This is a genomic window from Streptomyces sp. NBC_00461, assembly GCF_036013935.1.
Taxonomy (GTDB): domain Bacteria; phylum Actinomycetota; class Actinomycetes; order Streptomycetales; family Streptomycetaceae; genus Streptomyces.
On the sequence record NZ_CP107902.1, the window covers coordinates 266,892 to 288,340 of the forward strand.

Below are 21,449 nucleotides of genomic sequence, written 5' to 3' on the forward strand. Positions count from 1 at the left end.
GCACTCCCAGCGACACGCCTGGCCCACCCCCGCCCGGCCGCTACCGCTCCGGGACGGACGCTCCAGCCGCGACCTGCGGCTGACCGTCGATGCCATGCCACCGCGGGCGGCCTCCCCTTCACGAGCCGGCCCATCCGGACGCCCGCCCGCTCCCACTCTTCCTCTTCGCCCCCCGCGCCTGTTTCGCTCAATGGCAAGGAGCCGCACTATGCGTACCCCTACTCGTCACACTGTCAGAACTGTTCAGGTCTTGTGTGTCACCGTCACGGCGGCCCTGGTGGCCACCGGCTGCGGCCGCAGCGCCGACTCCGGGCCCGGCGCGGACGCCCCCGCGAAGCTGGGCAGCGGCAAGGCCACCGGCAAGGTCGTCATGTGGTCCATGGGTGATCCTGACAAGTCCCTTCAGAGCCTGGCCAAGAAGTTCGAGGAGCAGAACCCCGGCGCGAAGGTCCAGATCACGCCGGTGCCCTGGGCCTCCGCCCACGACAAGCTGACCACCGCCATCGCCGGCGGCAACACACCGGACATGTCCGTGATCGGCACCACCTGGATGGCCGAGATGGCCGGCATGAACGGCTTCCAGGCCACCCCGACGTCGATCAAGTCGTCGGACTTCTACCCGGGTCAGTGGGACACCACGAAGTACAAGGACGCCTCCTACGGCGTCCCGTTCATCGCCGACACCCAGGCGGTCTACTACCGCAGCGACCTCGCGGCGAAGGCCGGCATCACGGGCGCCCCGGCAAGTGACTGGGCCGGTTACCTCAAGGATCTGAAGGCCATCCAGGCCACCGCGGGCAAGCAGAACCCGAAGCTGCGCTACGCCAGCGGGTGGCAGATCGGCTTCAACTCCTGGATCTTCCTGCTGCCGCTGGTCTGGCAGCAGGGCGGCGACATCTACGACCCGAGCACCAAGAAGTTCACCTTCGACTCGCCTGCGGTCGCCAAGGCGCTGGAGTACTACGCGAGCGTCCCGACGGAGGGCTTGGGTCCGACCGACAAGACGGACAGTCTGCAGGCGTTCCAGGACGGACAGATCGCCGTCTACAAGGACGGCGCGTGGGTCAGCGGCAGCCTCCGCAAGGATGCACCGAAGCTGGACAGCAAGTGGAAGACCATGCCGCTGCCGAAGGGCAAGCAGGCGGCAGGGTTCGCCGGCGGCAGCGACCTGGCGGTGTTCAAGGACGCCAAGAACTCCGACGCGGCATGGAAGTTCGCCCAGTTCCTCACCGAACCCGCCAACCTCGCCGCCTACGCGAAGGCCACGGGTTCCCTTCCCGCCACGCCGGGGGCGTGGGACGAGGCGAAGCTGAGCGACGACGCGGCGATGCAGGCGTTCGCCGAGCAGCTCAAGGTCAGCAAGGCGCCGCCCGCCATCACCACCTGGCAGCAGGTCGCCGACGCCATCGACTCCGAACTGGAGAGGCTGAGCCTGGGCAAGGCCACTGTCGCCCAGGCGCAGCAGGACTTGCAGTCCAAGGCCACCAGCATCGGCACGGGCCGCTGAACGGCCGCCACGTGAGCACCCCTCGTAGGGACGGATGACATCCATGTCCACGAAAACGCTCCCCGGGCGGGGCGACACCCACGAACCGACCGCCGCACAGCCCGACAGGAGTGCCGGCCGCCGGCGTCTCGCGGTCCGCAGCACCGCGCGCGGCAGGCAGACCCGCGCCGCGTGGATCCTCGCGGCTCCCTTCCTCGCCCTGTTCCTGGCGTTCATGCTGTTGCCGGTTGTCTGGTCGCTGCTGATGAGCCTGACCGACACCCAGAGCGCCGACCTGCGCACTCCGTTGAACGTGTCGTTCACCGGCTTCGACACCTATGTACGGCTGTTTGAGGACGAGCAGTTCGTTCACGCTCTGCGCAATACGGCCGTGTTCGTCCTGGTGGGTCTGCCACTGACGCTGGCCACCGGACTGGCCGCGGCGGTCGCCCTCAACAGCGGCATCGGCCGCTTCCGGGCCGTCTTCCGAGTCGGCTTCTACCTCCCGGTGATCACCAGCGTCGTGGCCATCGCCGTGGTATGGAAGACGCTGCTGGAGCCGCGGGCGGGTCTGGTGAACACCGTTCTGGGCTGGTTCGGGATCGACGGCCCGGCATGGCTGGCGGACACCCGGTTCGCTCTCCCCGTCATGATCGTGATGGCGGTGTGGCGCAACCTCGGCACCGTCATGATCATCATGTTGGCGGGTCTGCAGTCCGTGCCGCAGTCCCTGATGGAGGCGGCCGAACTCGACGGTGCCGGGGCCTGGCAGCGGTTCTGGCGGGTCACCTTTCCGCTCCTGCGTCCGGCCCTGCTGCTGACCGCGGTCACGACCGGTATCGGCTATCTGCAGTTCTTCGACGAGCCGTTCGTGATGACCGACGGCGGGCCGCTGGACTCCACCCTGTCCGCCACGATGTACGCCTACAACCAGTTCGGCAACGGCAACTACGACGTTGCGTCGGCCGCCGGTTACGTCGTCTTCGTCCTCATCATCGCGCTGACCGTGCTGCAGTTCCGCGTGCTGCGAGACAAGGACTGATGCCCCATGAGCACTCTCTCTGCCCTTCGGACGGCCGGGCCGGGCACGGACCGGACTCTGCGGCGGCGTCGTATCCGGCAGAACTGGGGCCATCCCTGGCTGTATCTGCCGCTGTTCGGCTGCCTGCTGCTGATGGTCGCGCCGTTTTTGTGGATGCTGTCCGGCTCCTTCAAGCCCGAGGCGGACATCCGCCGGGTGCCGCCGGTCCTGGTCCCCACCGCGCCCACGCTGGCCAGCTACCGGCAGCTGTTCAGCAGCCTGGACTTCACGACCATGTTCGCCAACTCGGTGATCGTGGCGCTGGCCGTGACCGCGGGCAACCTGCTGTTCTGCTCGATGCTCGGCTACGCCCTGGCCAAGCTGGACTTCCCCGGCCGACGTGCCGTGTTCAGCCTGGTCATCGGCACCCTGATGGTGCCGGGCCTGGTCACCTTTGTCCCGCTGTACGTGCTGGTGGCCAACATGAAGCTGACCGGCTCCCTGCTCGGGCTGATCCTGCCGTTCCTGGCCGCCCCGTTCGGGGTGTTCCTGATGCGGCAGTTCATCTCCACCCTGCCCGATGAACTCATCGACGCCGCCCGTGTCGACGGCTGCCGTGAACTGGCCATCTACTGGAAGATCATCCTGCCCCTGGCCAGGCCGGCCCTGGCCACGCTGGGGATCATCACCTTCCTGGGCTCCTGGAACAACTTCCTGTGGCCCCTGGTCGTGGCCCAGAACGCGGACCAGTACACCCTCCCCGTTGGCCTCGCCCTGGCCAGCAGCGGACAGGACTTCACCCGCTTCGGCGTCCTCCTCGCCGGCGCCGTCATCGTCCTGCTCCCCGTGATGGTCGTCTTCCTGCTCTTCCAGCGCCACTTTGTCGCCGGCATCGCCACCACCGGCCTGAAGTAACCCCCCTCGCCTACCCCCGTCACCTCTCTGACCTGTGACGACTCATGACTTGGAGACCATAGTGGGACACCCGGTCCGCTCTGCCGTGTACCTGGATCCGGACGCGTCCATAGAAGCGAGAATCGAGGACTTGCTGTCCAGGATGACCCTGGCGGAAAAGGTCGGGCAGTTGCTGATGCTCGACGCACAGCACGGGGACCTCGAGGACATCGTGTCGGCCAAACTGGCCGGGTCGGTGCTCCACGTGACTCCCGAACGAATGCCGGAGGCCATGGAACGGGCCACGCGGACGCGGCTCGGCATTCCGCTGCTGACCGCCGACGACTGCATCCACGGCCACTCCTTCTGGCCCGGCGCGACCATCTTCCCGACACAGCTGGGCATGGCCTGCACCTGGGATCCCTCTCTGATCCACCGGATCGCCCGGGCGTCCGCGATCGAGATCTCGACGACCGGGATCCACGGGACGTTCTCTCCGGTGCTGTGCATCACCCGGGACCTGCGCTGGGGCCGGATCAACGAGACGTTCGGCGAAGACCCGTACCTGATAGGCGAACTGGGGGCCGCGATGGTGCGCGGCTACCAGGGCGAGGGCCTCGGCGACCCGACCGCCGTGCTGGCGTACGCCAAGCACTTCGCGGGCTACTCCGAGACCCTGGGCGGCCGCGACGCCAGCGAGGCGGATCTCAGCCCGCGCAAGCTGCGCTCCTGGTTCCTGCCCCCGTTCGAGCAGGCGGCCCGGGCCGGCTGCCGCGGCTTCATGCTGGGCTACCAGTCGATCGACGGGGTGCCCATCACCGCGAACCAGTGGCTGATCAACGACGTCTTGAAGGGGGAATGGGGCTTCACCGGCACGCTGGTGACCGACTGGGACAACGTCGGCCGGATGGTCTACGACCAGCGCACCTGCGCCGACTACGCCGAGGCGGCGGCGGTCGCGGTCAACTCCGGGAACGATCTGATCATGGCCACGCCGGCGTTCTTCGAGGGCGCCCAGGAGGCGGTCGCCCGCGGACTGGTCGAGGAGAAACAGATCGATGACGCGGTACGGCGGGTGCTGCGGCTGAAGTTCGAGCTCGGGCTCTTCGAGGACCCCCGTGCCCCCGACCCCGAGCGGCAGGCGCAGGTGATCGGCTGCCGCGAACACGCCGACCTCAATCTCGAGACCGCCCGATGCTCCCTGGTGCTGCTGCGCAACAAGGGCATCCTGCCCCTTGACGGCGGGCTGACCGCGGACGGCACCGGTCGCGCCGCAGGCACGGGCACGCCGCGGACGATCGCGGTCATCGGCCCCAACGCCGACAGCCCGGAGGCCATGCTCGGCGACTGGGCGGGCGCCACCGGCCAGGTGCCGTGGATGTCCGAAGGACACCCACGCGAGTTGGTGGAGACGGTGCTGGACGGCGTGCGCGCCGTCGTCCCCGCCGACTGGACGATCACGCACGCACGCGGAGCCGACATCGAAAGCCCTGCCTTCGACCCCGACCAGTGGGTCACCGGGCCCGACGGCCAACCGCAGCCGCCCGCCTTCATCCCCGCCCCGGTCGACCAGGCGCAGCTTCGGGAAGCCACCGCCGCGGCAGCGGCCGCCGACTACGCCGTCGTGGTCGTCGGGGACACCATCGCCCTCACCGGCGAGGTGCGCTCCACGGCCACCCTCGACCTCCAGGGAGGCCAGATCGCGCTGCTGGACACGGTCGCCGCCACCGGCACACCCATGATCGTCGTACTCGCCCAGTCCAAGCCGAGCACCCTCCCAGAGTCGGCACTGAACGCGGCAGCGCTCATCGAGGCGTTCAACCCGGGCATGCGCGGCGGCCGCGCCCTCGCCGAACTCCTCCTCGGCCTCACCGAACCCAGCGGCCGGCTCCCGGTCTCCTTCGCCCGCCACGTCGGACAGCAACCCGTCTTCTACAACCAGGTGCGCGGCCAGCACGGCGACCGCTACGCGGACCTCACCCAGGACCCCCTGTTCGCGTTCGGTGAGGGCCTGAGCTACACCACCGTCACCTACTCCGACCTCGTCGTACACGACCCGGAGGTGTCCGCGGACGGGACCGTCCACGCCACGGTCCGGCTCACCAACAGCGGCAGCCGGCCGGCACTGGAGACGGTTCAGGCGTACGTCAGCGACCTGACTACCAGCGTCACCTGGGCCGAGCAGGAGCTGAAGGGCTTCACCCAGGTCGAGGTCCCTCCCGGCGAAAGCCTGGACGTCCGACTCAGCGTCACCGCCTCGCAGTGCTCACTCGTCACGGCCGACAACCGCCGCGTGGTCGAAGCAGGAGAGTTCGCACTTCACGTCGGACCCAGCTCACGACGGCAGCAGCAGCTCAGCGCGGGCTTCCGCATCCGGGCCTGAAAAAACGCCGCTTGAAGGGCCATGTGAAGGCCACGGAGGCCGCTCGAAGCTCCCGCCCAGCCGATCCCTGACCCTGCTGGGCGGGCCCTCCGAACCACCGAAAGGCACGCGCGTGTCCACCCCACCCCGCGATCCGCACCACCCCGTGGCGCACCTGCGCCCGCTCCGCAACTGGATCAACGACCCCAACGGGCTGGTCTTCCACGACGGCCATTACCACGTCTTCTACCAGTACAACCCGTACGGAGCGACGCACGCGAACATGCACTGGGGCCACTTCCGCAGCCCCGACCTGCTGAGCTGGGAGCCGCTGCCTATCGCGCTGTCCCCGACCCCCGGTGGCGTGGACACCGACGGCTGCTTCTCCGGCAACGCCGTCTCCGACGGCGACCGTCTCATCGCCTTCTACTCCGCGCACCGCGAAGACCGCTCGTTCCAGCACCAGCCGGTCACCTCCGCCGTCTCCCACGACGGCGACCGGACCTTCAGCCCGCGGGGCGAACTGCTCATCCCCGAGCTGCCCGAGGGCTGCACCATGTACCGCGACCCGTACGTGTGGCAGGACGGCGACGGCTGGCGGATGCTGGTCGGCGCCGCCCTCACGGACGGCCGCGCCGCCGCCCTCCTGTACGAGTCACCCGACCTGGAGCACTGGACCTACCGAGGACCCTTCGCCACCCGCCACCCGGAGCCCGTCGGCGGCACCGAGGAACTCACCGGCGAGGGCTGGGAATGCCCTCAATACCTCCCGGCAGACGGCGGACACGGTGCCCTCATCGTCAGCACCTGGACCGAACCCACCGGCCCGCAGCGCGTCGCAGCCCTGATCGGCGAAGAGCACGACGGCCACTTCAAGGCCAGCGCACCGGTGTGGGCGGACCACGGCCCCGACTGCTACGCACCCGCCCTGCTGCGCGCACCGGGCGGGCGATGGTTGCTGTGGGGCTGGTCCTGGGAAGCCCGCGACCCAGCCTGGGCCATCGCGGACGGATGGGCCGGCGTCCTCACCCTGCCCCGCGAGATCCACGTCGACGACGACGGCATGCTGCGCCAACAGCCCGCCACCGAACTTCTCGCCCTGCGCGGCGAGCACACCCTCCACGCCGCAGGCGAGACACACGGCCCGCAGCCGGTCGACCTCGGCAGCGTGAGCCGCGCCTTCGACCTGACGGCCCGCCTGGAGCCCACCACAGACGCCGGTCTGCGCCTGCTCACCACCCCGGACGGCTCCGAATACCTCGACATCCGCCTCGATGCCGAGGCCGGCGAACTGGTCGTCGACCGCGACCACGCCTCACTGGACACCCGGGCCCACGGCGGCTTCTACCGGATGCCCTGCCCCACCGGTCGGCCCGTCGATCTGCGCGTGGTCGTCGATCACTCCATCGCCGAAGTCTTCCTGACCACCACCGGCCAGGTCCTCACCCTGCGCTTCTACCCCACAGGGCAGGGCCCGTGGCGCCTGCAGGCCCGCACCGCATCAGGTGCGCGCCTCGGCTTCGCGGTCGACGCCTGGCAGCTGCACCCGCTCGTGATCAAGGAACCGAGCACCGGCGCCGCGTAACCGGCCCTGACGCCGATACGGGCGTCGCTCTGGAGCCGACTCGAAGCCGCTCCCCCTCCCCCCACCTGCCTTTCAAGCACCCGACACACAGGTCCGAAGGAGGATCTTCGATGAGCTCATACGGTCTCGGACGACGCCAGTTCCTCACCACCGCCATCGGCGTCGCCGCCGGCTGGACGCAGGTTTCCGAAAACGCCGTCGCCGCCCCGCAGCGGGAGGAAGCCTCACACGCCAACTCCGTGCGTGTCTGGCTGACAGACGTCTCGGCAGAAAAGTGGGTCGCCCCTCAAAGCGCCGTGCGCTTTGAGACCAAGCGCACGGCCAACCCGCTCACGATCAAGATCGACGACAGCGTCACGTACCAAAGAGTCCAGGGCTTCGGTGCGGCCATGACCGACTCCGCCGCCTGGCTCATCAACAAGCTGCCCAGCGCCGATCGAACGAAGCTGATGCACGAACTGTTCGACCCCTCCACGGGCATCGGCCTCAGCATGGTCCGCTCCCCGATGGGCGCCACGGACTTCAACGCCTCCGGCAGCTACTCCTACGACGACATGCCAGCAGGACAGACGGATCCGGCGCTGTCCCACTTCTCCGTCCAGCATGACGCGCCGTACATCATTCCCGCCCTGCGGCAGGCCCTCTCGCTCAACCCGTCCATCAAGATCCTGGCCACCCCGTGGAGCCCGCCAGGCTGGATGAAGACCTCCGATTCCATGGTCGGAGGCACCCTCAAGAGCGAGTACACCGCCGAACTGGCCGACTACTTCATCAAGTTCATCCAGGCGTACCGCAAAGCCGGCGTACCGATCGCCTACGTCTCACCACAGAATGAACCGATGGGCACGCCCACCTGGCCGGGCATGTTCCTGTCCGCCTACCAGGAATCCCAGGTGATCCACGAGATCGGCAAGGCGTTCGAGGCCAACGGGATATCCACGAAGATCCTGGCATGGGACCACAACTGGGATGTGCCCTCGTATCCCGAGACGATCTTCAACGACCCCGCGGCCTCGAAGTACGCCGCCGGAACCGGATGGCACATCTACAGCGGCAACCCGAGCTACCAGACCCTGGTCCACAACGACTATCCGGGCAAGGAAACCTATCTCACGGAAGCCACCGGAGGTCTTTGGCAGGGCGACAACCAGACGGCGTTCAACGACGCACTGGGCACGTGGATCATCGACAGCATGCGCAACTGGGCGAACGGCGTGATGCTCTGGAACATCGCACTCGACCCCGACATGGGCCCGCTCAACAGCGACACCAACGGCACCCCCATGTGCCGGGGACTCGTCACGATTGACCCGGCCGGCGGCAAGGTGTCCTACAACGTGGACTACCACGCCCTCGCTCACGCCAGCCGGTTCGTCCAGCCCGGAGCGCATCGGATCTACTCGAACACCTTCGGGGAAGGAAGCATAGAGAACGTCGCCTTCCGAAACCCGGACGGCTCCAAGGTCCTGATCGCCTACAACTCGGGGAGCTCCGCGAAAACCTTCAGCGTCGCAGACAAAACACAGTCCTTCGACTACACCCTGAACGCCGGCGACGCCGTCACCTTCACCTACTCAAGGCTCACGCAGAGCGGCAGGAGCCCCGCCGCAGCCAAGGTCTCGGACCCGACGCACGACTTCACGTTCACCTCGCCGTCCGGTCCGGTCACCATCACCTACGATCCGGCACTGCTGCCCTACCAGAACACCATCCGCGCCGGAAAGAACCTGATCACATACTCCCTGCCGATCGGAGCTTCCGTCCAGACGGCGGGAGCGGCGCTGAGCCGCGGCGAGTGGGCCGCCACGGCGTCGGCGAGCGCGGACTGGGGTGTGGCCGCGAGCGCGATCGACGGCGATATCAACACCAGGTGGAACCTCGGGCACGGGATGACGAGCGGCGACTGGTTCCAGATCGATCTGGGCAGCCCCACCAGCTTCAGCAAAATCGTCATCGACACCGGCAAGGACAATTCGTTCGACTACATCACCAAATATCAGGTGTATGTCTCGAACGACGGCGTCAACTGGGGCGGCGCGATCGCGAGCGGCAGCGGCGGCATAGGAAAAGTGGCCGTCGCGCTGCCCGCCCAGACCGCGCGGTACATCCGCGTCGCCAGTACCGCGACATCCGGCTTCTGGTGGTCCATCGCCGACATCGATCTGTACGGTTCTCCGCGTGGAACCGGATCGATCGCGGCTCCGGCAGCGGTGTCGAAGGGCCTTCAGCTGAAGACCTGGACCAGCTCGGAAGGGTCGCACGTCACCGTCGTGTTCAACGGAACCGCCAGGAGCCAGAGTTTCCCGGTGCCCGACGACGGCTCCTCTGTCTATACGCTCCCGAGCGGGACCTCGGCAATGTTCACGACCGAGACGTTGTCGAGCCTCCCGGCGCCGGCGTTCAGCGGTTTGACGCCGAGCGAAGGCATGCCGCGCTCCAGGTTCACGATCAACGGTTCCGGTTTCGGTGCCACACAGGGGCTGGGCACCGTGTATTTCGGATCGGCCTTCGCCAGCATCGATACTTGGTCGGACACCAGCATCACTGCGTACGTTCCGGACGGAGTTCCGTCGGGGAAACACACCGTTTCCGTGAACGGAGCCAGCGGAGCGGCTGCGGGCGGATCTTCCTTCAACGTCGTGGACCTGGCCTCCGGGCTGCCCCGGACGGGATGGGTCGCAACGGCATCAGACGCGAGTTCCGGCGACGCACCCGCAAACATGCTGGACGGCGACTCCGGCACTCGGTACAGCTCCGGAACAGGGCAGTACAACGGCCTCTGGATTCAAGTCGACATGGGGCAGACGCAGACCTTCGGCAAGATCGTGCTGGATGTCGGCAGCAGTACCGGCGACTACGCGCGAAGTGCAGACGTCTACGTGTCCACGGACGGAACCGACTGGACCAAGGTTTCTTCCGTAACAGACGGCCAACGCGTCCAGCTGGTGTCCTTCCCGACACAGACGGCTCGCTACATCAAGGTCGTCAACACCGGCGACGTCGCGAGTAACTGGTGGTCCATCGCGGAATTCAACGTCTACAACTGACCTCAGGCGAAGTCCTGCAGGAGTTCGGTGCCAAGCGTAGGACGTGTGCTCGAGCGGTGCCTCGCGCCCGGGACCGGGGTCTGAGGCCAATGCAATCGCTCTCGGCAGGCAGCCTGTGAAGGCTGCCTGCTGAGCTTGGTCCCGGGTCCAGCGGCGGCCGTACATCGTTCACGACGCAGCACGTGCTGATCACTCAGCAGGTACGTCGGAGCGCAACCCGGTCGCACTCCGGCGCGAAGGCCCGACCTTCACTCTCAGCTCGGCACCATCAACTCGGAGGAGCACGTGGAACGAGTCGCCATTGACGAGGGCTTTGTCCGTGATCTCGTACGGGACCAGCATCCCGAATTGGCCGACCTCGAGATTCGACCGGTCCCCTCAGGCTGGGACAATCAGCTCTGGCGACTCGGCGACGAACTGGCTGTGCGCTTGCCGATGGCCGAACGCGCCCCGGCGCTCTTACGCAAAGAGTTCCGGTGGCTCCCCGAACTCGCCAAGCGCCTGCCTCTGCCCATACCGACGCCCCAGCACTTCAGCGAGCCGACAGCGCGTTTCCCCAGGCCGTGGATCGTCGCAAGGTGGGTTCCCGGCGAACCGGCGGACGGCGCGGAGATCAGAAACGTTCATCAGTCGGTGGACAACCTGGCCCGTTTCCTTCGCGCCCTGCACCAGCCCGCGCCGGTGGACGCACCCACGAACCCTGGGCGCAGCGTTCCCTTGGCGACGCTCGCAGAGGTCTTCGAGTCGAGGCTCGCTGCTGAGGCTGAAGCGGTCGACGTTCGCAGGGTCCGGCAGGTGTGGAGCCAAGCCATCGCCGCACCGCACTGGACAGGCCCAGCGGTCTGGCTGCACGCCGATCTTCACCCCGCCAACGCCCTCGTCTCCGACGGAACGATCTCCGGCATCGTCGACTTCGGTGACCTGTGTGCCGGCGATCCGGCCACTGACCTGGCCGCCGCTTGGAAACTGCTGCCACAGGACGCGGCCGACAGCTTCTTCAGCGCTTACGCCATGACAACGGAAGCGGCGATTCACCGCGCCAAAGGATGGGCGGTGCTGTCAGCGCTCGATCTCCTCTCCATCGGCCGAGCATGGGAACGAGGTCTTCCAGGCGGACAGCCGACCTGGGGCCGTGTCGGCCGCCGCATCCTTGAGCGGGTCTTTGCCTTCGCGTAGCACGACGACACAGTGCGAAAACGTTGCCGCCGTCTGGGACCTGCTCTGGCGCCTGCGGCTCACCCACCTGGTTTCGTAAGCGAGAGCGGGCACCGCTTATCGCTGGTGTTGGGCAGCACTTAACGATCAGTTCGCTCGGAAATATCGATGAGAGCCGACAACACTGGCGCATGTCTGCCGTCGTTGGGTGACCTGTTCCACCATCGTCTACCGGTGATCTTCGCTGATACGGTCCGATCATGCCGCGCCTGGTGGAAGTCCCTGGGTACGTACGTTTCTTGACCGCCTCGGCTGTGTCGGCGTTCGGTTCTCAGGTCACGGGGCTGGCGTTGCAGATCCCTACCGCCGTGGTGCTGAGCGCATCCGCCACGGCAGGGCTTCGGCGTAGTCGCCGGGCGTCCGGTTCATGACGGTCCGCCAGGTTGGTCGGTCGGGGAGAGCGAAACAGGCACGGCTTCCAAGATCATGGAGTTCTCGACGCCCCGTGACCTGCCTGGAAGACCGTGCCTGCCGAAGCATCATCGCTGATCCCGCCTGCCCTTGACCAACTCCGCGAGCATCCAGAGGTCGCGCCGGGAGAAGTGCCCGGACTGCTGGGCCGCCTCGCCCAGGTGCCCGATCCGCGTGATCCCCGTGGAGTGCGGCACGCCCTGGTCGGCGTCCTTGCCCTGGCCGCCCGCGCGGTGGCTGTGGACGGTCACGTAATTCGGCTCTGTCGGTGTCGACGGTCAGCCAATTGGCGTACGACGACCTCCAAGAGCTCCGGTCTGACCGAAGGCAATTCCCTGCGCGGGCGCGCCAAGCCCTACATCAGTAATCGCTCAGGTCGATGAGGACGTTGGCATGCGGGTCATCGGACGGGCGATGCAGGTGGGGATTGTTGAGGTATCCCGGAGACTGAACAGCCCCCAGCAAGCCGGGGCCGGTACGCGGCAGCGGCACATCCACCCCCCACACCTTCCGTTCAGGCGAGTTGATGTAGAGGCGGAGCGTCTGCGCCGGACGCATCAGGAACCCGAGCAGGAACGGCTCACCCTCCTCATCCTCCTCATATGCCTCAGCCAGCTGCCGCAGCACCTCCACCGCCTGAGCGCCCTCGCCCAGAGGCGCAGGCGGGATCTTCTCCACGTCCAGGCGCACGTGATGCATGCCCATCACGTCCTTCACCTTGGAGGTGGAATACAACTGCAAGCCGCTCACGACCTGCGCGAGCGCGCCCGGGATCGCCGCAGGCAGCATCCCGAACGGAAGCTCATACAGGAAGTCGATCCCTTCCGCCTCTTCACCGCAATGCACGGCCACCCGCAGCCCCTCGCGCCAGGGCGGGCAGCCCCGCACCCATGCATACGGCGCGACAGGAATTGCGGTGTAGTGCAGGAGCAGGCGACAGAGTGCCGCCTGCTCCTGCCTTTGCTCAGATGCGGTTAGAGCTTCGCCCATGCCGGACACTTGTTTCCTCGCTGGTTGTGGCAGTACGCCGTGATGACGCCGATGGTGTTTCCCCGCCCGGCGTCGTACCGGCCATCCAGGCTCTTCCTGGCCTGCCACACCACGACGGTGATCTTGACCTGGCGAGGGCGAGGGACACCGGTCTCGAACTCGATGGCATCGTATTCGAGCTTTCGCCCCTGCTCGAATTTACGGTCTACCTCGCCGTGCAGGGCAGCGTAGAGAGTGGAGCACTTCTTGATGTTGTGGGGCCCGCTGAAGTGGATCCAGCCGAACTCGGAGTTCCCGTGGTGGGCGACGATCTTGCGGTCGTCGGGGTCTTTGGTTTCGCACTTGACCCGGTGGTCCCATGGATGTGGCTGGGCAGGCATCGGTACAGCGTTCGCGGTTCCGAAGAACGTAGTGGCACTGATGAGCGCGGCGGCTGCGAGAGTGGTGATCTTCTTCATGGCCATGATCAAAACAGGCTCATCTGGCAGCTGGTAGAACAATCTGAGACAGATCGGGGCCGATTGGAGACGCCCTGCTGGTCCCAATCGGCGGCTCTGGCACCAGATCTGGCCGGTTCGACTCAACCGGCTCGGGTCTCGTTTCCGTGGTGGCGCGGGTGATGAGCGGCATGGTGGCGACCGCGGCACCCGTGCCCAATACCAGCCAGTTCAGGTGGCCGTGGCCGTGGCCGCTGCGGCGCAGCAGGCCGACTCAGCTGTCATGCCGCCGCCGGCTGGAAGAAGATCGTTTGCCTGACCCTTCTCGGCGGTCGCTGACGGATAAGGGGTGGCCCGGCCACGCGGCCGGGCCACCCCTTGGGGCATGCAGCTGTCAGGCGGGCTGTGCGGCGGGCGCCGGGGCGGTGGCCTTGTGAGCCTTACTGGTCTCCCGGAGGGTCAGCAGGCCGGTGATCGTGATCAGCGCCGAGGTCAGGCCGTGGATGCCGAATGCGGCGGCGAGGGGGCCGTGGTGGGCCAAGACGTTGATCATGTCGCCGAACGGGGCGACGGCCTCCATCAGCAGGACCCAGCCCAGGGCGCGGCGGTGGCCCGCCAGCAGGAGGATGCCGATGACCAGGCCCATCGAGAATTCGCGGGTGCCCTTCATGATGAGGAAGCCGTCGCCGTTGCCGGCGGGCCAGGTCGGCAGGCCAACGCCTTGAGTGGACGCTTCCGGGGCCAGGATGAAGGACAACCCGAGGTAGAGGACGAACAGGGCGCAGACGGTGGCCAGGACGGTGTTGACGTTCTTCAGCGACATGGTTCTTCTCCTTTGACGTTCAGCCTGGGGTGGGGCAGGGGTTCAGCGGCGGATGCGGCGGGCATAGCGGGGGCGGTCGATGACGTGCCAGATGACGCGGACCGGCGCGGGTGGGGGCAAGATCGCCTTACTCGGTCTCTGACCGCGCCGGCCTGCCGGTTCGTCTTCGCCGATGCCGGTTTTCCCGCGATCCCGCCACCACCAGTGAAGCCGTGATCCGCTGGGCCGCCATCGGCCTCACGACCCGGCGCCGCCCGGGGTGAGGATTTCCATGAGATGTCCGTCGGGGTCGCGGAAGTAGGCGCCCCTGCGGCCCATGGTGTGCTTACCGCGATAGATCTGCCTGATCTCTTGGCATGCAGGATCGCCGTAGTGGGTGATCCCGCCGTGCTGGATGCGGGCGAGGGCGGCGTCGAACTCCTGCTCGCTGACTATGAACGCGTAGTGGTGTGGCTCGAAGTCGTCCAGCTGGTCGTAGTCCAGACTGACCTGGTTGGCCAGCGTGACCGGCGTGAAGTGTGCCACCGGCGGATCGACACTCAGGCCGAGGATGTCGGCCAGGAACTGCGCCGAGGCTTGCGGGTCACGGGCGGGGACGATGGTGTGATTCAGTTCCACGGGCATGGTGACTCCTCTTCAGGGACGGGACTACGCGTGGTGGGGCGCAAGGCGCGGCCGGCTTCGGGCTCGGCCTTGGCGACCCGGCATGGTGCATGGATGCGTGACTGCCGGGGGGAGGGCAGGGCTTCTCCGGCTGCTCTCTCTGGCTGCAGCTGCCGTGTCATACGTTGATCTGCTCGAATATGTGCGGGTACGACACGATGTCGTCGCTGAACTCGGCCGCCATGCGCTGGAACTCCGGGCTGCCGAACGCCGTGGCGAGCGCCTCGGTCGACTCCCAGACCGCGACGTTCATCAGAAGCTGGCTGTCCGCCGTTCCCTTGTGCATCTGCAGCGAGACGAATCCCGGCTGAGCCTTCATGAACTCCGCCTGCCTCCGAAAGAGGGCCAGGAACGCGTCAGTCCTCTCCTTCGGGACGACGAAGGTGTTGGCCAGGACGATGGGTCCGGTCTTCTCCTTGAACTGCGCGAACATCGGCGTATTCGGGTCGAGACTCTGCAGCTTGGCCATTTTCGGTACTTCCTCTCGCTGTCGGTTGCCCCGCGGCACTGAGGCCGGCCACCGCCGTACCGGGGCCGGCGACGCTCACGACGCTCGCTATCTGTGGCACGAGGGGATCTGACGGTCACTCAAGGGCATCGCTGGTGACACCAAGGCCTCCAGCGACCGCGACCTTGCCAACGCTTGTTGGTCAACTCCGTTGGCCAACGTTGTTGGCAAACGTAGAGCCGCAGCTCTGGACTGTCAACACCTGTTGGTCTACGTTGTTGGCATGACCGGCACCACGGAGAACCAGCAGGCCGCACGGCGTTCCGACGCCACCCGCGCCACGATCCTCGACGCGGCCCGCGAGCGGTTCGTGGCGGACGGCTACGAGAAGGCGACCATCCGGGCCATCGCGCGCGACGCGAAGATCGACCCGTCAATGGTGATGCGCTACTACGGCAACAAGGCGGGCCTGTTCGCGGCGGCCGTCGCGATCAATCCCGGGTTGCCGGGCCTGTCCCTCGAACCGCGCGAGGAGATCGGCCGTACGCTGGTGCGCCACTTCCTCACCCTGTGGGAGGAGAACGGGGAGCTCACCGCGCTGATGCGGGTCGGCGCCACCGACCCGGCCGCCGCCGATCGCATGCAGAGCGTGCTGCGCGAGCAGATGATCCCGCTGGCCCGCCGACTGGGCCACGAGCCCGAGCAGGCGCAGGCGCGGGCTGCACTGTGCGTCTCGACCGTGCTGGGGCTCGCGCTGACGCGCTACGTGCTGCGGTTCCCGGCGAGCGTGGCGCTCGGCCTCGAGGAGATCGTGGACTGGCTCGGACCCACGGTTCAGCGGTATCTCACCGCACCCACGCCCTGAAGAACGCGTCCAGGCACCCAACGCGACCTCGGTCACGGCGGATGCCCTCAAAGGGAAGACCGAAAGGATCAGCCCTGCTTCTGCGGCTTGCCGGACTTGCCGCCGAGCATCATGAGGCCGGCGGGCACGCAGCCGGAGGTCCACACGGCGCAGCCGCAGATCGCCGGGCCCCGTACCCCAGACGGGCATCCACCCCGGAAGCTGCGATGCTCATTGATCACGACCCCATACGCGCCCTAACGCCGCGTCATTCGCCGGTGCCCTCGTCGTCCTCGTCGAGGTGGACGGTCGCCGGGTCACGCAGTGGGCGCAGGCCCTCACGTGGCGGGCGGGCGGCGAAGCTGTATCGGCCCAGGCAGTTGAGGTTGGCGTGCTTCAGCGGGGAGACCCGGGCCACGTCCTCGTTGAGGACGTCATGCTCCCGCTCCTCGGGCGGCCCCCAGACCCTGGTAGCCGGCATCGGCGAGGATCTCGACCGCGGGCCCGTCGGCCAGGAGCTTGACCAGCCCCAACTGGCGGGCGTGGGTGATGTCCGCGCAGCTTCCGGGCTTGGTCGGGCTGCAGAACAGCACCCGGCCGTCCTCGTCCGTGACCACCATGGATTTGACGGCGTTCTGCTTGTTCTTGCCGGAGATGAACTTGTCCCGGTCCTTGCGTCCTTGTGCGGGGCGGCGGACCCGGATCTCGGTGCCGTCGATGATGCCGGTCTTCCCGGACGCGCCGAGATGGTCGACGACCTCGGCCAAGCTTCGCAGCCGCATGTCGGGGCTGATGGTGCACCCCCGCTCGGCGAGCAGGGGCCGCACCTTGCCGACAGCCCGGGTGATGGTCGAGCGGTCCACCCCGAACCAGCAGGCCAGCACGTCGTGGGTGGCCCCGTGACGGAGATGGACCAGGGTGGCCAGCAGCCGGTCGACGAACACCAGTTGGTGCTTCGCACCAGCACCTACGGCCCGCTTCCGTTGCCGGGATACGAGCCTGGCCTGCTGGCGCTCGTGCCACAACGGGCCGATCTCGGCGACGAGTTCAGCGATCACGTCAGCCGTCAGGCCCGTGATCCGCCGGTTGCTGATGATCACTGCACGAGTCGCGTTCCCCACCACATGACCATGATCAACGATCAAAAGCTCGACGTCTTACGGCCAACCATGCACGAGCTCGTAAGGGCTGTCCCGTAAGCCGTGCTTCAGTTGACGGTGGCAGGGTGCGGGGGTGGAGAAGTCGGTGGCAGGCTGACCGCCAGTAAGGGACGATCACGACGTGCACGGCCCTGCTCTTGCCGGACGCGCCCGAACGCGTTGAGCGGTGTGGTGCCGTGCTGACGTCGGATCGATGCTCGGCTTGGTGCCTTCCACGCCGGGCCGGAGAGGACGCATGTGTCGCTCGCTCTTGAAGATCGCTTGGCCATCATCGAACTGGTCTCGTTGCACGGTCACCTCGTTGACGACGGGAGCCTTGACCGCTTGGAGGAGTTGTTCACCGCCGATGTGGTCTACGACCTCACCGACTTCGGCCAGGAGCCGCTGTCCGGGGTGGCAGCCATCCAGGAAGCGGCATGGGCGCTGGGAGCGGCCAACCCTGTCGCGCATCACGTCACCAACGTCGTCGTAACCGCATGGGCGGACGGCCGGGCGCAGGTCCGTTCCAAGGGGCTGGGTGTCAAGGCGGACGGCTCCTGCGGTTCCGTCTCCTACGACGACACTGTCGTGCGTACCGCTGACGGCTGGCGGATCAGCTATCGCAGGCTCTCGCCACGCCGAACTCCCCTGGGTGGGATGACAAAGCCTGGCTGACCAGGCACGTCTCGCCTGGTTCTAGCCGGTGAGGACGAGATTGTGCAGGCGGGCGATGCCGAGCATGGCGTGGTGGACGCCGTCGCCTTTGAGGCGGCAGTCGCGAAGGATCTTCCAGGTCTTCATGCGGGCGAAGACGTGCTCGACGCGGGCTCGGACTTTGCGGTGGGAGGCGTTGTGCTCCTCCTTCCAAGCGGGAAGTTCGTCTTGGCCGCGCTCGCGGCGGTGCGGGATGACCAGGCCCGTGCCCCGGTATCCACCGTCGGCGATGACAACGGCCTTCCCGACAGTGGCCTTGGCTCCGGACAGTTCCCATGCCTTGCAGTCGTTCCGGTTGCCTGGCAGGGGTCGGCCGACGGCGACGACGAGCCGGGTGTCGGCGTTGATGACGACCTGGTGGTTGGTGGAGTACCGATAGTTCTTCGACTGCTGGGCGACCGTGTGGTCGCGGGTGGGGACCAGGGTGCCGTCCACGATCAGCACGGTCTCCTTGCGGAACCGTTTGCGTTGCCGCAGGGCGCGTAACGGCCCGAGATGACCGATGATCCGGGCGGCAGCCGACTTGGACACACCGAACAGTGGGCCGAGCTGTCGCAGCGTCAGGTTCGTCCGCCAATACGCGGTGACCAGCAAGACCCGGTCCTGCAGCGGCAGGCTCCACGGCCGGCCCTTGCAGGCCGAATCCGTGCCTTCGCGCCGCAGAGCGGTGACCAGCGTGCCGAACTGCCGCGGGCTCATCCCGGCGAACGGGGCTATCCAGGACGGCTCCGACGCCGTGATCAGACCAGACACAGACAAGATCATGTCGTCAAGATCAGCCGTTACGGGACAGCCCTTAGGCTACGAATTGCGGGCTGCCTCTATGCCGTGAGGGTCGCTCAACAGTCGGGCGGCAGCCGGTCCGGCGGGTCCCCTCATCGCGAGTAGTGCACCCCGTCTGCGGAGAGGAAACGGGAAACAGCGCCATTTGCCTTGTCCGTCCAGTCAGGGGTGCCGCACTCTTTCGTGCAGCACCCCTCTTGCACCTGGATGGACGGTCCTGGAGGTTTTCCGTGCTGCAGCCGTCCAGCGAGTTCGGCGAAGAGCTGAGGAAGCGGCGTTTGGGCGCCGGATTGAGTCTCACAGCGCTATCCGCCGTCGTGCACTACAGCAAGGCGCAGTTGAGCAAGGTCGAACGAGGCATTAAAGCGCCCAGCCGTGATCTGGCTCGGTTGTGCGACGCCGCCCTCCACGCCGGCGGAGCGCTGATCGCTTTGGTCGCCCCGCCCGTTACCGACGTGCCGAAGGAACCGGCTCCATATGGGGCCAATGAGGAGGAGTGGGTGATGAGGCTGTCACCAGATGGTTCGAGCGGGTTTCAGCCCGTGGGCCGGCGGCAGATCGTAAGCGCCGGGGCAGCCTCGTTGATGAGCTGGCGCACGAGCTGCCAGGGCCGGGTATCGCCGACCGGGGGCGTGGGAATGCTGGATGCATCCCGTTCGCTGTTCACGCACTACCGACGGCTCGGCCAGAGCGTTGAGCCCGGCTTCCTTCTGCCCGGGCTGATAGCGCAGACCCATACGTTGCGGGAGTTGTCCGCACACGTGGATTCCCTCACCCGCAAGGAGTTGCTGGCGCTGGGCTCTCGGTACGCCGAGTACGTCGGCTGGCTGGTGCAGGAGACGGGTAACGAGCAGGCGGCGCTGTGGTGGACACAGCGTGCGGTGGACCTTGCTGCAGCCGGTGGCGACCGGGCACTGGCCGGGTATGCGCTGGTCCGGCGAGCCCTGATCACGCTGTATCAGGACGATGCCGAGCAGACCGTTGCTCTGGCACGTCGGGCGCAGAGCGGCACGCTCCCGCCGCGGATCCGGGGTCTTGCCGCGCAGCGCGAGGCTCAGGGGCACGCTCGAGCCAGTCTCCGCCGTACGGGCCAGATGGGATCTCCTTGGTGAACAGCGCTCACGCCGCCGCTGACGATGGCTTCCGGTTGGTAGTGACGGGCGGCGGGACCGGGGGGGCACACCTACCCCGCCCTGACCGCCGTTCGGGCGGACGGGCTGGAGGCCCGGGTCGCGCCCGCCGAGGGGATCGCGTTCACGACGGTCGCCACGGGCAAGATCCGCCGGTCGTCGAATCCGCTGAAGATGCTGTCGGCGGCCAACGTGCGGGACATGGCGCGGGTTCCGCTGGGTGTGGCGCAGGCCCGCAAGGCGATCTCGGACTTCCGGCCGGACGTGGTCCTGGCGACCGGCGGCTACGTGGCCGTTCCCGCGGGGCTGGCGGCACGCCTGTGCCGACGGCCGCTGGTGTTGCACGAGCATCGCCTGTCGTACTCCGGCAAGGCGGTGCATCTTCGCCTCCTGCGGCCAGGAGGCGTTCTTCGAAGGCCACGTCCACGCTCTCAGCGTGCTGGGCGGCGTCGCCTGCGGCAAGGTGCGCTATGACAACCGGCGGGCCGCGGCCTCGCCATCACCCAAGCCCGGGCAGCTGCCCAGGACGGCAAGGCAGGCTGACCGCTCTGGAACTCACTTCACCAGGAGGCGTCGCTCCCGTTGAGACCGGGAGCCAGGTCCGGAGTTGTGTTCTGCTCGTCGGGACGCCCGGCCAGACAGTGGCGTTGTGCAAGCGGCCGGCGGCCGTGTCACTTGACCGGTGACGGCAAGTGTCACGCCTGGACGGTGGGGCGAACGTTGATCTCGCCGATCTCGACGTCGCTGGGCTGCTCGATGGCGAAGGCCACCGCGCGGGCGACCGCTGCCGGAGGGATGCCCACCGCGTCCATGTTCTTGCGCGTCTGCTCGCGGATGTTCGGGTCTGCCATGGAGTCGGCGAGATCGGTGCGGATGTATCCCGGCGAGATGGCTGTCGTGCGCACCACCCCGTCGGTGGACTCCCTGCGCAGCCCCTCGTGGACGGTGCGCACCGCGTTCTTGGTCGCGGCGTAGACAGCCATCGAGGGGGACACGCCGGACAGGCCGGCCACGGAGACGATGCTCACCAGGTGGCCCGAGCCTTGCTCGCGGAAGGCGGGCAGCGCGGCGGCGACGCCGTTGAGCATGCCGCGAAGGTTGACATCGATCATGGCCGACCAACTCTCGGTGTCGAGGTCGGCCAGCGGGCTGATCGGGGCGATGCCGGCGTTGTTTACCATCACGTCGATACGGCCGTACTGGTCGATGGTGGTGGCGACCAGGCGCTGCAGGTCCTCGGCCTTGGTGACGTCGACGACGCACGTGGCGGCTCGGCCGCCCTGCTCCCGGACCTCCTGCGCTATGGCGTCGATGCGCTCGCTGCGGCGCGCTGCGAGGACGACCGTAGCGCCGCGCTGGGCGAGTAGCCGGGCCGTGGCTTCGCCGATGCCGCCACTCGCTCCGGTGATAGCGACGATCTTGCCGTGAAGAGAAAGCACTACTGCCTCCAAGTAAAG

20 protein-coding genes and 2 pseudogenes are annotated in these 21,449 nt (G+C 67.3%); 12 read left to right on the forward strand and 10 right to left on the reverse strand.

Annotated features, from left to right (window positions below; genetic code table 11):
* Window positions 1-250: 250 nt before the first annotated feature.
* The 8 genes and pseudogenes from OG870_RS01270 to OG870_RS01305 form a co-directional block, all read left to right on the forward strand.
* Window positions 251-1,507: an extracellular solute-binding protein gene (locus OG870_RS01270; RefSeq protein ID WP_266530113.1), complete on the forward strand. Its 1,257-nt coding sequence runs from the start codon at window positions 251-253 to the stop codon at window positions 1,505-1,507.
* 34 nt (window positions 1,508-1,541) lie between these two features.
* Complete coding sequence (locus tag OG870_RS01275; RefSeq protein ID WP_405626569.1) at window positions 1,542-2,528, forward strand: carbohydrate ABC transporter permease; 987 nt, start codon at window positions 1,542-1,544, stop codon at window positions 2,526-2,528.
* A 6-nt stretch (window positions 2,529-2,534) separates the two neighbouring features.
* Window positions 2,535-3,422: a carbohydrate ABC transporter permease gene (locus OG870_RS01280; protein WP_266593009.1), complete on the forward strand. Its 888-nt coding sequence runs from the start codon at window positions 2,535-2,537 to the stop codon at window positions 3,420-3,422.
* 61 nt (window positions 3,423-3,483) lie between these two features.
* Window positions 3,484-5,784, forward strand: a complete 2,301-nt coding sequence (locus OG870_RS01285) for a glycoside hydrolase family 3 N-terminal domain-containing protein (RefSeq protein WP_405627047.1) — start codon at window positions 3,484-3,486, stop codon at window positions 5,782-5,784.
* Between the two features lie 112 nt (window positions 5,785-5,896).
* Complete coding sequence (locus OG870_RS01290) at window positions 5,897-7,348, forward strand: glycoside hydrolase family 32 protein (RefSeq protein WP_266593007.1); 1,452 nt, start codon at window positions 5,897-5,899, stop codon at window positions 7,346-7,348.
* Between the two features lie 110 nt (window positions 7,349-7,458).
* Window positions 7,459-10,395 (forward strand): discoidin domain-containing protein, encoded by a 2,937-nt coding sequence (locus OG870_RS01295; protein WP_266593005.1) that lies wholly within the window; start codon window positions 7,459-7,461, stop codon window positions 10,393-10,395.
* A 285-nt stretch (window positions 10,396-10,680) separates the two neighbouring features.
* Window positions 10,681-11,571: an aminoglycoside phosphotransferase family protein gene (locus OG870_RS01300; RefSeq protein ID WP_266593003.1), complete on the forward strand. Its 891-nt coding sequence runs from the start codon at window positions 10,681-10,683 to the stop codon at window positions 11,569-11,571.
* 239 nt (window positions 11,572-11,810) lie between these two features.
* A pseudogene (locus OG870_RS01305) lies at window positions 11,811-11,942 on the forward strand (MFS transporter); the annotation flags it as partial.
* A gap of 147 nt (window positions 11,943-12,089) precedes the next feature.
* Here OG870_RS01305 and OG870_RS01310 read toward each other — a convergent pair.
* The 6 genes from OG870_RS01310 to OG870_RS01335 all read right to left on the reverse strand — a co-directional run bounded on the left by OG870_RS01310 (window position 12,090) and on the right by OG870_RS01335 (window position 15,403).
* Window positions 12,090-12,272: a hypothetical protein gene (locus tag OG870_RS01310; RefSeq protein WP_266530100.1), complete on the reverse strand. Its 183-nt coding sequence runs from the start codon at window positions 12,270-12,272 to the stop codon at window positions 12,090-12,092.
* A gap of 109 nt (window positions 12,273-12,381) precedes the next feature.
* The gene (locus tag OG870_RS01315) at window positions 12,382-13,020 is read right to left on the reverse strand and encodes a hypothetical protein (protein WP_266530097.1); all 639 of its coding nucleotides are present in this window, start codon (window positions 13,018-13,020) and stop codon (window positions 12,382-12,384) included.
* Window positions 12,996-13,469: a hypothetical protein gene (locus tag OG870_RS01320; RefSeq protein WP_266593001.1), complete on the reverse strand. Its 474-nt coding sequence runs from the start codon at window positions 13,467-13,469 to the stop codon at window positions 12,996-12,998. The genes OG870_RS01315 and OG870_RS01320 overlap by 25 nt, the downstream gene beginning before the upstream one ends.
* A 373-nt stretch (window positions 13,470-13,842) precedes the next feature.
* Window positions 13,843-14,271, reverse strand: coding sequence for a DUF4267 domain-containing protein (locus tag OG870_RS01325; RefSeq protein ID WP_266592999.1), 429 nt, complete (start codon window positions 14,269-14,271; stop codon window positions 13,843-13,845).
* Window positions 14,272-14,508: 237 nt separating this feature from the next.
* Window positions 14,509-14,895, reverse strand: coding sequence for a VOC family protein (locus tag OG870_RS01330; RefSeq protein ID WP_266592997.1), 387 nt, complete (start codon window positions 14,893-14,895; stop codon window positions 14,509-14,511).
* A gap of 157 nt (window positions 14,896-15,052) precedes the next feature.
* A complete protein-coding gene (locus OG870_RS01335) occupies window positions 15,053-15,403 on the reverse strand; it encodes an antibiotic biosynthesis monooxygenase family protein (RefSeq protein ID WP_266530084.1) in 351 nt (116 codons plus the stop codon).
* A gap of 262 nt (window positions 15,404-15,665) precedes the next feature.
* Between OG870_RS01335 and OG870_RS01340 the strand changes: the two genes are divergently transcribed.
* The gene (locus OG870_RS01340) at window positions 15,666-16,247 is read left to right on the forward strand and encodes a TetR/AcrR family transcriptional regulator (protein ID WP_266530081.1); all 582 of its coding nucleotides are present in this window, start codon (window positions 15,666-15,668) and stop codon (window positions 16,245-16,247) included.
* A 247-nt stretch (window positions 16,248-16,494) separates the two neighbouring features.
* On the opposite strand, the gene OG870_RS01345 is transcribed toward OG870_RS01340, so the two are convergent.
* Window positions 16,495-16,707: a hypothetical protein gene (locus OG870_RS01345; protein WP_266592995.1), complete on the reverse strand. Its 213-nt coding sequence runs from the start codon at window positions 16,705-16,707 to the stop codon at window positions 16,495-16,497.
* Window positions 16,661-17,350, reverse strand: coding sequence for a transposase family protein (locus OG870_RS01350; RefSeq protein ID WP_354006201.1), 690 nt, complete (start codon window positions 17,348-17,350; stop codon window positions 16,661-16,663). The genes OG870_RS01345 and OG870_RS01350 overlap by 47 nt, the downstream gene beginning before the upstream one ends.
* A gap of 273 nt (window positions 17,351-17,623) precedes the next feature.
* On the opposite strand from OG870_RS01350, the gene OG870_RS01355 reads away from it, so the two are divergent.
* Entirely contained in the window at window positions 17,624-18,040 is a 417-nt protein-coding gene (locus tag OG870_RS01355; RefSeq protein WP_266592991.1) for a nuclear transport factor 2 family protein, read from the forward strand.
* A gap of 21 nt (window positions 18,041-18,061) precedes the next feature.
* Here OG870_RS01355 and OG870_RS01360 read toward each other — a convergent pair whose 3' ends face one another.
* A complete protein-coding gene (locus OG870_RS01360; RefSeq protein WP_266592989.1) occupies window positions 18,062-18,832 on the reverse strand; it encodes a transposase in 771 nt (256 codons plus the stop codon).
* A 260-nt stretch (window positions 18,833-19,092) separates the two neighbouring features.
* On the opposite strand from OG870_RS01360, the gene OG870_RS01365 reads away from it, so the two are divergent.
* Window positions 19,093-19,974, forward strand: coding sequence for a helix-turn-helix domain-containing protein (locus tag OG870_RS01365; protein WP_266592987.1), 882 nt, complete (start codon window positions 19,093-19,095; stop codon window positions 19,972-19,974).
* A 41-nt stretch (window positions 19,975-20,015) separates the two neighbouring features.
* Window positions 20,016-20,340: pseudogene (locus tag OG870_RS01370) on the forward strand (glycosyltransferase); the annotation flags it as partial.
* A 347-nt stretch (window positions 20,341-20,687) separates the two neighbouring features.
* Here OG870_RS01370 and OG870_RS01375 read toward each other — a convergent pair.
* A complete protein-coding gene (locus OG870_RS01375) occupies window positions 20,688-21,431 on the reverse strand; it encodes an SDR family oxidoreductase (protein ID WP_266592985.1) in 744 nt (247 codons plus the stop codon).
* Window positions 21,432-21,449 lie beyond the last annotated feature (18 nt).

Bases quoted from the DNA above. Each gene is read 5' to 3' on its own strand.
- OG870_RS01275 (WP_405626569.1), top strand. From the start codon at position 1,542: ATGACATCCATGTCCACGAAAACGCTCCCCGGGCGGGGCGACACCCAC.
- OG870_RS01280 (WP_266593009.1), top strand. From the start codon at position 2,535: ATGAGCACTCTCTCTGCCCTTCGGACGGCCGGGCCGGGCACGGACCGG.
- OG870_RS01295 (WP_266593005.1), top strand. From the start codon at position 7,459: ATGAGCTCATACGGTCTCGGACGACGCCAGTTCCTCACCACCGCCATC.
- OG870_RS01320 (WP_266593001.1), bottom strand. From the start codon at position 13,469: ATGAAGAAGATCACCACTCTCGCAGCCGCCGCGCTCATCAGTGCCACT.
- OG870_RS01325 (WP_266592999.1), bottom strand. From the start codon at position 14,271: ATGTCGCTGAAGAACGTCAACACCGTCCTGGCCACCGTCTGCGCCCTG.
- OG870_RS01330 (WP_266592997.1), bottom strand. From the start codon at position 14,895: ATGCCCGTGGAACTGAATCACACCATCGTCCCCGCCCGTGACCCGCAA.
- OG870_RS01335 (WP_266530084.1), bottom strand. From the start codon at position 15,403: ATGGCCAAGCTGCAGAGTCTCGACCCGAATACGCCGATGTTCGCGCAG.
- OG870_RS01340 (WP_266530081.1), top strand. From the start codon at position 15,666: ATGACCGGCACCACGGAGAACCAGCAGGCCGCACGGCGTTCCGACGCC.
- OG870_RS01345 (WP_266592995.1), bottom strand. From the start codon at position 16,707: ATGCCGGCTACCAGGGTCTGGGGGCCGCCCGAGGAGCGGGAGCATGAC.